The sequence below is a fragment of the Nostoc sp. GT001 genome (genome assembly GCF_030382115.1).
In the GTDB taxonomy this organism is placed as follows: Bacteria; Cyanobacteriota; Cyanobacteriia; order Cyanobacteriales; family Nostocaceae; genus Nostoc.
This window is the reverse complement of sequence record NZ_JAUDRJ010000003.1, coordinates 1,075,197-1,086,568: the sequence shown is the minus strand read 5'-3', so window position 1 is coordinate 1,086,568 and position 11,372 is coordinate 1,075,197. Positions and strand designations below refer to the sequence as shown.

Annotated in this window: 6 protein-coding genes; 4 read left to right on the top strand and 2 right to left on the bottom strand. The window is 43.6% G+C overall.

The genetic code is table 11. The annotated features are described in order from the left end of the window. Nucleotides 1-20: 20 nt before the first annotated feature. Both QUD05_RS07540 and thrC read right to left on the bottom strand, forming a co-directional pair. Nucleotides 21-296, bottom strand: a complete 276-nt coding sequence (locus QUD05_RS07540) for a ubiquitin-like small modifier protein 1 (protein ID WP_289795521.1) — start codon at nt 294-296, stop codon at nt 21-23. A gap of 89 nt (nt 297-385) precedes the next feature. Next, the gene (gene thrC / locus QUD05_RS07535) at nt 386-1,696 is read right to left on the bottom strand and encodes a threonine synthase (RefSeq protein WP_289795520.1); all 1,311 of its coding nucleotides are present in this window, start codon (nt 1,694-1,696) and stop codon (nt 386-388) included. 828 nt (nt 1,697-2,524) lie between these two features. On the opposite strand from thrC, the gene QUD05_RS07530 reads away from it, so the two are divergent. From QUD05_RS07530 to QUD05_RS07515, 4 genes are all read left to right on the top strand, one after another. Further along, on the top strand, nt 2,525-5,065 hold the full coding sequence (locus QUD05_RS07530; protein ID WP_289795519.1) for a beta strand repeat-containing protein: 2,541 nt from the start codon (nt 2,525-2,527) through the stop codon (nt 5,063-5,065). A gap of 171 nt (nt 5,066-5,236) precedes the next feature. Continuing rightward, complete coding sequence (locus QUD05_RS07525) at nt 5,237-5,800, top strand: hypothetical protein (RefSeq protein WP_289795518.1); 564 nt, start codon at nt 5,237-5,239, stop codon at nt 5,798-5,800. Between the two features lie 269 nt (nt 5,801-6,069). Continuing rightward, the gene (locus QUD05_RS07520; RefSeq protein ID WP_289799913.1) at nt 6,070-7,506 is read left to right on the top strand and encodes a hypothetical protein; all 1,437 of its coding nucleotides are present in this window, start codon (nt 6,070-6,072) and stop codon (nt 7,504-7,506) included. Further along, complete coding sequence (locus QUD05_RS07515) at nt 7,503-11,372, top strand: Ig-like domain-containing protein (protein ID WP_289795517.1); 3,870 nt, start codon at nt 7,503-7,505, stop codon at nt 11,370-11,372. The genes QUD05_RS07520 and QUD05_RS07515 overlap by 4 nt, the downstream gene beginning before the upstream one ends.

Here is an 11,372-nt window from a genome sequence, read left to right as displayed (position 1 = left end):
CTAGGTAGATGTTTTCAGGATTAACCACCAGCAACAGCAGGAACAATACTGACTTCATCGCCATCTTTTAAGGTTGTGTTTATACCATCTAAATGGCGAATATCTTCGCTATCGACGTAAAAATTTACAAACCGACGTAGCTTACCTTGTTCATCGCACAACCGGGATTTAATGCCAGGAAAGCTTTGTTCTAAGGAATCTAACAATTCAGCAATAGTGTTACCGCTGGATTCTAAAGTAGCTTGATTATTAGTAAAACTCTGAAGAGTCGTAGGAACTAAAACTTTTACAGCCATAGAAGTAAAAAGTGAAGAGTGGAGAGTTAGGAATAAAGTTCAGAGTAAAGAGTTATGAATACAAAAAACTCATAACTCCCAACTCCTAACTAAACGAGGACTTGTTGCCATTCCAAGCGATCCAGAGTACGCGATCGCTCTAGCGCACGTTCAAAACTATCGAGTTTCGCATCAATAGTCAAGGGTTCGCCAACATAGCCTTGGACTGCTTCTTGGGTTTTCAAACCATTACCGGTGATGTAAATCACGGTAGTTTCATCTGGATCGATTTTGCCAGCTTCTACCAGTTTTTTCAGCACGGCCACGGTTGTACCACCAGCCGTTTCTGTGAAGATGCCTTCGGTTTCTGCCAGCAACTTGATGCCATCAATAATTTCGGCATCATTGACTGATTCAATATTACCACCAGTCTTCTGAGCTAACTCTACAGCATAAATTCCGTCTGCTGGATTGCCGATCGCTAGCGATTTCGCAATTGTATTCGGTTTAACTGGCTTAATAAAGTCGCGTCCTTCTTTGAAAGCTTGGGCGATGGGTGAACAACCTTCAGCTTGAGCGCCGCTAAAACGGACGCTCTTGTTTTCTACTAAACCAACTTCGACAAATTCTTGGAACCCCTTATAAATTTTTGTAAAGAGCGAACCAGACGCCAAAGGAGCAACTACATGATCGGGTAGTTCCCAGCCTAGTTGTTCTGCAACTTCAAAACCTAGCGTCTTAGAACCTTCAGAATAATAAGGACGTAGATTAATATTGACAAAACCCCAGCCATGTGTGTTTGCAACTTCCGAACAGAGACGATTGACTTGATCGTAGTTGCCTTTGACGGCCATAAGGGTGGGACTGTAGATCAAGCTACCGAGAATTTTACTAGCTTCTAAATCTGCGGGGATGAACACACAGCAGTCTAAACCAGCATGAGCCGCGATCGCAGCTGTAGAATTTGCCAAATTACCAGTGCTAGCACAAGAAACAGTAGTGAAACCTAACTCCCGCGCTCTGGATAGAGCAACTGACACCACCCGATCCTTAAAGCTCAGGGTGGGCATATTCACGGCATCATTTTTTATATAAAGCTTATTTAGACCCAGGCGACGGGCAAGACGGTGGGAACGAACTAGGGGAGTCATACCAGTTCCCACATCTATAACATTGTCAGTTGCGACAGGCAAAAAGGGGCGGTAGCGCCAAATTGAATTAGGCCCAGCTTGAATTGTTTCACGAGTGACAGTCAGACGTAGGGCGTTGTAGTCATATTTGACTTCTAACGGGCCAAAACATAACTCACAAACATTACTGGCTTTGAGTTCATATTCCGCACCACATTCCTTACACTTCAAGGCTTGAAAGTAGGCAGTGCTGGTTTGGGTTTGGGTTTGGGTTTTTATTGCCTGAGTCATAAACTAGCTTTCCCTGTTTGTCTGTCACTTGTCGCCTGATACTAACACGAGCAAAAATACCAGTCAAACATACCCGACAAAAAATGTCGGGTATGTTTGGTATTGAGAGGAATGATTCTTGTAAAACTTTAATACTAGTAATCTCTATTTTTAGTATTTACACGCATATCTTTAATGTTACGAAAAAANNNAATAGATTTACTTTTTCAGCATTAACACGGNNNATTAATATGATTAAATCGCATTTTTTTATGATTAAATCGCATTTACTGAAATTGCTATCCTATTTAAGCGATCTAGATCGCTTAGTTAACTTTCATTTTTTTGATCTAAATGACTCTATAGAGCAGTATATATTTCTGACAACAAAAACTCAAAAGCATTTGATTATATAAGTTTTAGTCTTTTTAGCGTCTTATTAAACCACTAAAATTGCTATGTGTGTTGCCAAAATAAAGTTAATTTTCCAGCTTTGATGCGCTTATTCACAGCTATAGAAGTTACTTATTTATACGGAAGATTTTTTTTGCTTTAAAAGCTACATTACTATTTATATCTATAACTAAGCAAAATACAGTAATAAATTACACATATTTGCGATTGCCAGCTTTGATTCTCAAGGGTAAGCATAAAACAACTAGACAAGTTATTTCTGGTTATTGTCTCAATATCATTTCCAAGGAGTGTCAATAATTTAACTCCTTAAATATGCATTCCCAAAACTTCAACGTTTTGGGCAGCCATAAATCGGTAATTCCTTAAAAGGAATTGCCGAACTTTATCCTGTCTCAAAATCTGAGATACAAGTTCAGCAAACAAACTACTTCTATGGTAAATCGAAATCAATCTGTAAATAAGCAGCATAAACTTTACCAATTTCTAGTAGCAACAGCATTATTAACTGGTAGCCTTTTCCAATTTCTTGCACCCGTATTAGCTGACGGAACGACTGCGGGTACATCTATCAGTAACACTGCAACAGCGACCTACGAAGATCCCAGCAGTCCAGGGACAACTATAAATGCCACTTCTAATACTGTCGTTGTCACCGTGGCAGAGGTTGCTGGTATCACTGTCAGTGCATCTGGTGTAACAGATGCAACTTCTAGCCCTACTAATACAACAGTCCAAGTTGGTGACTTACTCATCTACACCTACACTTTGACGAACGTAGGTAACGACCCCACCCAATTTCGGATTCCTAACTTAGCTACAACAACTGGGCCAGGTACAGTTTCTGGTACATTACCAAATGGTGGTGTAGCTAATAGCTTACAATACAGCATTGACGGTGGTCAAAACTGGCAAAATATCACTAGCACTGAGGTATTCACACCCTCGGTTTCGCCTGGTGGTACGGTATTGGTGCGTGTGCCAGTTACAGTACAGGCTGGCGCTCAAACCAATGACATAATTACCGTTACCCTTGGTAATACTCCTGGTAATGCTCAAAATCAACTACGGAATCCTGATGGTGGTGACGTTTATACCGCAGATAACCCTGATGGTAGTGTTGTTGGTGAAGTAGCTGGCGCACCAGCTAATGGTACGCGGGAAGCTAGCGCCACCAATCAAATTCAAGTTGGTTTAACGGTAAAAACCTACACTTTAGCCACTATTCTCAAGATTCGCAGTGGCTATAACAATGCTGGCACCACTCAAATTACAGATGACAAGCTGACCTATGATTTGAGTTTACGAGTTGAGTCCAACGATCCCACAGGACAGGGAATTACGCCAGCAGCTCTGACGGGTACAAGCATCAATGTTAATGGTGTTGCTGGCACTTATATCTTGGTTTCTGATGCGATTCCTTTGGGCACAGATTTGGCAGCAGCACCAACTGCGCCTCCTGGTTGGCAAACTGTCTACACTACCACTCCAATTGGAACTAATGCTAATACAGCGAGTTGGACTACGACAGCACCACCCTTGGCCTCAGTCACGCGCGTTGGTTTTATCAATAATCCAGCAATCATTACTTCTATCGCTCCTGGTACAACGGTGAATGGCTTCTCGATTCAGCTAGCCGTTGAATCAACTGCAACTTCACCCTTAACCGTCGCTAACATTGCCCAATTATTTGGTCAAACACCCAGCAGCAATTTCCCCGTATACGACGAATCCGGCGACCAAAATCCCAGCAACTACGAGGGTCCACCAGGGAATATGACACCTCCTACGGGTACAGATACCAATGGTGATGGTGTTCCCGATACTCTATTGGCTGGCAACGTTGATGATGGCTATATTATTACTCCAACAGCTCCAGAGACTGGAACTGACACAGGTAACAACAACACTGGTGATGGTACACCAGGAGGTGAGGCGAACGTCTTCACAGTGCAAGCGCCTATTGCTTCAGCGTTACTCAACGGGCCGCAAAATGCCCCAGATGCTACTGGGCCATCAGGTTTAACCAACGATGACTTCACTAATAAATCTTCCCTTGTTCCTGCTGGTACAGCACCTGGTAGTACACTCGATCCACAATCAGTTGGCTTCACCAATACAATTAAGAATAGTGGTACTGACTCAGGTGTCTTGAAGATAGAGCCAACGCCACCAGCAATTCCAGGAGATTTACCGAATAATACGAAGGTGACTATTACTTACGGTAGTCAGTCTGCTGTCTATACCTATAATAATGGAGCATTTACAACACCTGGTGCAGCAATTACAATCCCCAACGTTGCTCCTGGTGCAAGTATCAACTATGGTGTGGAAGTTGATTTACCTCCAGGTACGCAGTTATCTACTGATATTAATAGAGGCTTCCCAGTACCCATCACTGCTTCGATTGACAATTACACGACGGACACCAACGGTGATGGAATTAAGGATACTGGCAACGATAATATCTTTGATTCATCTAACATCACTATTGATCGCGTTTACACTGGTTTCCTAAAACTGCTGAAAGTGTCGCGAGTTTTACAAGGAACTGGGCCTGTAATCCAGGGAAATGATGGCACATTAAGTATTGATCCAAAGAAGCCTGCACCAGGAAACATTATTGAGTACCAAATTCAATACACAAATATTTCCGATCCTCAATCTGGAACCGGTAATGTGATTTTGAATGCTAACAATGTTGTGATTACTGAAGATGGTACGCAAAGCCCTAATAACTGGGCATTAGACAACGATGCCAGTGGTCAAATTGATACTAGCAACATTGTTGGTTCAGCTAAGGATTCTGGAACTGCAACCATTCAATTCTTCAGTGGTAATCCAGCTACTAGCTCTGGCATTGACCAAACTGGATTTACGGCAAACACTGATGTTACTAAGTATGTGGATACTGTAACTGGCACGATCGCACCGGGTATTCAAAGAACATTTACCTTCCAACGCAAGGTGAACTAATTCGTTGGGATTGAGGACTCTGAAGTTCGCAGACTTAAAGAATCTGCGAACCAATTGACCTCACTCCCCAACCCCAAACAGCAAGCAAATAGGAGAGTGACTTTTTCTTAGCAAAAGCTGGGAAAGATAAGTCAACAATTCACATTCTGGAATTTTTTTGAGGTTATTTATATGAAGCGTGTTTCTCTTGCAGGTTTAGGAGCATTCGCTCTCATTGCTACAGTTCCATTTGTCGGTCAAATTCCGGGAATCGCAAATATATGGCATTCAGAAAGTGCTGTTGCTCAGAATATCAAAACTCAAGGGCAAATTCAATTGCGTTTAGAAGCAGAAAAGCAAGTGATGGCAAAGGATCACCAGGGTAAGCAAAGCCAGAAATGGGAACCTTTAAAAGGTCAAGTTGTGGTGCAGCCAGGAGATGTATTGCGATATACCTTGAGTGGCGAAAATAAGAGCGATCGCCCAGTGAAGAATTTGATATTCAATCAACCTATTCCGAAAGGAATGGTCTACGTGCTTAATTCTACCAATGTCGCTAAAAATGCCAAAGTCATTTATAGCATTGATGGTGGGCGTAGCTTTGTCGAAAATCCGACTGTTAAAGTTACTCTTCCTGGCGGCAAAGTGGAAACAAAACCAGCCCCAGCCATTGCTTACACCCATATCCGTTTGCAGATTCCATCTCTCGCAGCCAAAACAACACTTAAGGCAACTTATCAAACCCAAGTGCGCTGATTAACACGCCGCCTTGCTCACTCAGACAAGAGCCGCAATGAAGAATATTTTCAGATTCCATCTGGAAACGAGATTTTAAAAGAGTTTTAGCTTAACTGGATTTCCCAAAATAAATAAGTGCTTTTATTAACAACAAGCTTGATATTTCAGAGGAGATGTGGTAAGTGAACCGTCCTCAAAACCAAAAGCAAATTACTTCTAGCGGTAGCTGGTGGCGACGGTTAACAGCTACTGTTCTTCTGGGAAGTTTTTTGCATACTACTATATCTATGCCAGCGATCGCGCAACAGACTAACAATCTGGTTGCGTCTTTGCCATTAATAAATCAAGCTACTTATACTTATACAGATTCTGGTAGTAATTATCAATATCAAGGAAGTTCTGAGCAAATTAATGTTAGTCCTATCCCCTTACTCGATCCATTAGGACGGATTTTAGGTTGCGCTGGGACAATTTTACCTGACTATACAGGTTTTTCAGTTGGGGTCTACGAACCCAGTTCTAGCGATCCAACGGGGACAGAATTGGGCAGTTTGGTTGCTTTGACTCGAACAGAGTTACCAGATATTCCTAATAACAACGTTCCTGGTGGTAAATCGCCGAATACTGAGAATAGTAATCCCTACTTTGTTACGAATAACCCTGCGGGTGTCTACAATTTCCTACTCGATCCGAATAAGGGTCAAACCGCTCCAGGTAGAACCTACATTTTTGTAGTTAATCCACCACCAAATTCTATCTATAAACAGCGGCGGGTCAAGATTGAAATCCTTGCTAACAATAGCACACAAGATAATGGTGTCGTGCGATATGTCGCTACTTCTTTAGATGGTCAACCAATCAGTCTTACAGGTGAAACCAGGCTAGAGCAAACAGTTGTTTTAGTTCCCAACGCAGAAACAGTGGGACTGGATTTATTAGCCTTTGAATTCACCACAAATTTGTGTCAAGCCAATCAGTTACAGATTATCAAAACAGGCGATCGCGCTACTGCTGAACCTGGGGATACGGTAATCTACCGCCTGTCGGTAAAAAATCTCGCTGATGCTGGTTTGAATAATATATTTGTCACCGACAACCTACCTTTAGGATTCCAATTCTTGCCGAAATCGGTGCAAGGAGAGCTAGATGGTCAACCAGTCGCGATCGCTTCAGAACGCAACGGTAACACAGTGACATTCCGCACAGATGTAACAATTTCCCCAGAGAAAGTCTTGAATATTGCCTACGCGGCTCAAATAACAGCCGATGCATTGCGTGGTAATGGTCGCAACACTGCGATCGTTAATGCTCAACGGGCTGATAACCGTTTTAGTACTAAGGATGGTCCCGCAACCCACCAATTGAAAATTCGTCCAGGAATCGTTTCTGACTGTGGCACGATTATCGGTCGGGTGTTTGTTGATAAAAACTTTGACGGTGAACAACAGCGTGGTGAGCCTGGAGTACCCAATGCAGTGATTTTTCTGGAGGACGGAAACCGCATCACTACAGATCCTAATGGTTTGTTCTCCTTAGCTAATGCCTTACCTGGATACCACACGGGTGTACTAGACCTTAGCAGTGTCGGGGGTTACACCCTAGCTCATAACGAAAAATTCCGCGAACGAAATAGCCAATCTCGCTTGGTGCATTTAGAGCCTGGTGGCTTGGTACGCATGAACTTCGGTGTAACCCCAACATTTCAGGAGCCAGTCAAGAAATGAAACCCAGACTGCACTGTATAACTACATTTAACCTGAGATTGATGGGGGCGATGCCAGTAGTAGCTCTCAGCCTTGTTTTGTACCCAACAATTGTCAAAGCAGAAATCACTAGTGAAAATCTCCTTTTCCCTGATTCACCTTCGCAAGCAGAAAAGAGTGTCGAAGATCCTGATTTTTCAGCGCATCTGGAAAACCTCTCTTCTTCTAGGGGAGAGGCTTTAAATTCTCCACCTCTCGAATTTTCTTCAACTTCTTCAGCATCGGCTCCTAAAATTCCAAATGTCCAGCCAAGTGAAACAGAAATACAACCATTTCAACCAGAAACTTCTGTAGATTTGTCTAGAGACTTAGGCAAAATAGCGGGAATAGAGGACAGGAATGATGAACATACTGAAACACTGCTTCATGCTTCTCCAACGGAAATACAACCATTTCAACCAGCAACTTCTGTAGGTTTGCCTAGAGGATTACGCAAAATTGCAGGAGTAGAGGACGCGGGGACAAAGGGACAAGGGGTGAATGAAAATCTTCCCGTGTCCCCCACTGTCCCTATATCTACAGCAATCAAAATCCTGACTCCGACGGCTGACAGTGTTGTAGATGTCCAAGCTAGCACAGTGATTGTGCAGTTTCCCGCTGGTAGTCAAGTGGAATTGCGGGTAAATGGCGCGTTGGTAGACCCTTCTTTAGTGGGACGGACGGAAACTGATGCTACCACCAATTTAGTAACGCAGACATGGTATGGTGTCTCGTTAAAAGAAGGTGCAAACACCATCTCTGCACAAGCTGTTGGAGGAACAGAACCCTCTGTAACAGTGCAAGTCGCAGTCCGGGGAGCGCCGCAGCAATTAACTTTAGAAACAGCTGAGTCTCGTATTCCAGCAGATGGACGTTCTACGGCGACAATTCGGGGTCAATTCATCGATGCAAGTGGAAATCGCTCGAATCGTGATGCTGTTGTCACCCTCATACCCACTGCTGGGGAGTTGGTCGGGAAAGACTTCAAACCTGATGAACCCGGATTTCAAGTGGAGGCGAAAGCAGGGCAATTTACAGCGACGTTGCGATCGCAATTAAAAGCCGAAACTGTGACAATTCGCGCGATCGCAAATGATCTAGAAGCCTTCACCCAACTACAATTTGAAACCTCACTGCGTCCGAGTTTAGTTACTGGAGTAATAGATTTACGTTTGGGTGCTAGAGGTACAAATTATTATGGCAGTTTCCGTGATTTCCTCCCTCCTGACAAAAACAACGGAACCCAATTAGATTTCCATTCAGCGATATTTGCCACTGGTGCGATCGGAGAATGGTTATTTACAGGCGCATACAACAGTTCTCGTAACCTCAATGAAGATTGCAACTGCGATAATCGCCTGTTTAGAACTTATCAATTCAGCGAGCAAAACTATCCTGTCTACGGCGATAGCTCAAAAGTTGATGTAGTTGCTCCTTCCATTGACAGTGTATTTTTACGTTTTGAGCGTNNNACTCGTACCCCTGGCTCCGATCCTGATTATGCGATGTGGGGTGACTATAACACAGAAGAATTTGCGCGGCGATCGCAGCAATTTACTTCTATCACTCGTCAACTCCACGGTTTTAAAGCTAATTACAACTTAGGAAACCTACAAATTACAGGTTTCTATGGCGATCGCTTAGAAGGATTTCAACGGGATACTATTGCTCCCGATGGTACTAGTGGTTATTACTTCCTCTCTCGCAGACTATTACAAGCAGGTAGTGAAAATGTCTTTATCGAGTTAGAAGAACTCAATCGTCCTGGGACTGTATTAGAACGCAAACAACTTAACCGAGGACCAGACTACGAAATCGACTATGATCGCGGTACTTTATTATTCCGCGAACCGATTCTTCGTACCGATATCGATCGAACCGGACAAGTATTGGTACGTCGGATTGTTGTTAGCTATCAATATGACAGCGAAGACTCTGACGGGAGCATCTATGCTGGTCGTTTGCAATATAACCTTTCCCGCAAACTTAACCAAGAAAGTTGGATAGGAGCAACTTACGTTCAAGAAAATCACGGGGTGCGCGACTTTCAACTCTACGGTGCAGATGCACTGATTGCTTTGGGTGAGAACGGTAAGTTAATTGCAGAATATGCTCATTCCACGAATGATTCTGATGTTGTGGGAAAAGTTAGAGGTGATGCGTATCGTTTAGAAGCTGAAGGAAAGATTGCTAATGGGATTCAAGGTCGTGCCTATTATCGCTTTGCTGATACGGGTTTTGCCAATAATGCCACTATCAGTTTTGTCCCAGGACAAACTCGTTATGGAGCGCAGGTTACAGCTAAACTCACCTCAACTACCAACGTCAGAGCGCAATACGACCACGAAGACAATTTTGGGATTGCTCCCCAACCCCTAGATACCTTTGAAGAACTGTTTGCACCGCGTTATGAGGCGATACCTGGGAGCAAAGTTGATAATTCACTGACGACAATTTCCGCTGGGATTCAACAACGTTTGGGTAAAGCTACTCTGGATGTGGATTGGATTCATCGTCGTCGGGAAGACAGAATTCTCGACAGTGCTTTGAGTAGTAATTCTAATCAACTGCGTTCGCGTTTTTCAGTTCCTCTAGCTAAAAACCTGACCTTCCAAGCCCAAAATGAACTCAGCTTATCTTCCCAAAAAGATACTGTTTACCCAGACCGTACCATTTTGGGGTTGAATTGGGCAGTAATTCCTGGTGTCAACGTCAGTTTGGCTCAACAGTATTACAGTAGTGGTCAATATTCGGGTAATTCCATTACTAGCTTGAGTGTCAACGGCGAACACAAACTCGGATCGGATACTACCTTGACCGGTCGTTACTCAATTTTGGGTGGTGCTAACGAAATGACTACCCAAGGTGCAATTGGTATAAATAACCGCTGGACTATTGCTTCGGGATTGCGGCTGAACGTTGCTTACGAACACGTATTTGGCAACTTCTTCGGACGCACGGCGGCAGGTCAACAATATGCCCAACCTTACGCCTTTGGTCAAGCATCATCTGCGATCGGGTTTGATGGTGGCGATAGCTACAGTGTGGGTCTGGAATACAGTGATAATCCGCAGTTTCAAGCCAGCGCTCGTTACGAACATCGTTCTTCTTCTGGAGGTAGTAATACAGTAATTACCGCAGGTGCTGCGGGTAAAATTTCTCCGGCTCTCACCGCTTTAGTACGTTATCAACAAGCTGGTTCTTCCAATCAAAAGCTTTCAGGATTGGGAGATACTGCTAATCTAAAACTGGGTTTAGCCTACCGCGATCCCAATAGCGATAAATTCAATGCTTTATTGCGTTATGAATATCGCAAAAATCCATCAACCATCCCTGACACTATCCTGTTAGGAAGTGGTACGGGTTCCCAAGACCATACTTTTGCTTTAGAAGCGATTTATGCTCCTAACTGGCAATGGGAATTCTACGGGAAGTATGCGTTGCGTAACAGTACCTCTTACATAGCTAACGATTTAGCTGGTACTAGCACGGTAAATCTGGGTCAATTACGCGCTACCTATCGTTTGGGATATAGCTGGGATTTGGTGGGTGAAGCTCGTGTAATTAGTCAGTCTAGCTACAGTGAGACAGGCTTTGTTCTGGAAACAGGCTACTACCTCACGCCTAATCTGCGCGTTTCGGCTGGTTACGTCTTTGGTAAAGTTGATGACCGAGATTTTTCTGGCACACGTTCTGCGGGAGGCGCGTATTTAGGCTTTACGGTTAAGCTCAACGAATTGTTTGACGGCTTTGGGCAACAAAAACCTGTAGCGCGCCAGCCACAGGAATCGGCGATGAAAACTTTGGTAAATAGGCTGAAGAGAGGCGCGAAATTATTTAGGAATTAA

Excerpts from the sequence above, each read along its gene's own strand:
- QUD05_RS07540 (WP_289795521.1), bottom strand. The coding sequence starts at position 296 with ATGGCTGTAAAAGTTTTAGTTCCTACGACTCTTCAGAGTTTTACTAAT.
- thrC (WP_289795520.1), bottom strand. The coding sequence starts at position 1,696 with ATGACTCAGGCAATAAAAACCCAAACCCAAACCCAAACCAGCACTGCC.
- QUD05_RS07530 (WP_289795519.1), top strand. The coding sequence starts at position 2,525 with ATGGTAAATCGAAATCAATCTGTAAATAAGCAGCATAAACTTTACCAA.
- QUD05_RS07525 (WP_289795518.1), top strand. The coding sequence starts at position 5,237 with ATGAAGCGTGTTTCTCTTGCAGGTTTAGGAGCATTCGCTCTCATTGCT.
- QUD05_RS07520 (WP_289799913.1), top strand. The coding sequence starts at position 6,070 with ATGCCAGCGATCGCGCAACAGACTAACAATCTGGTTGCGTCTTTGCCA.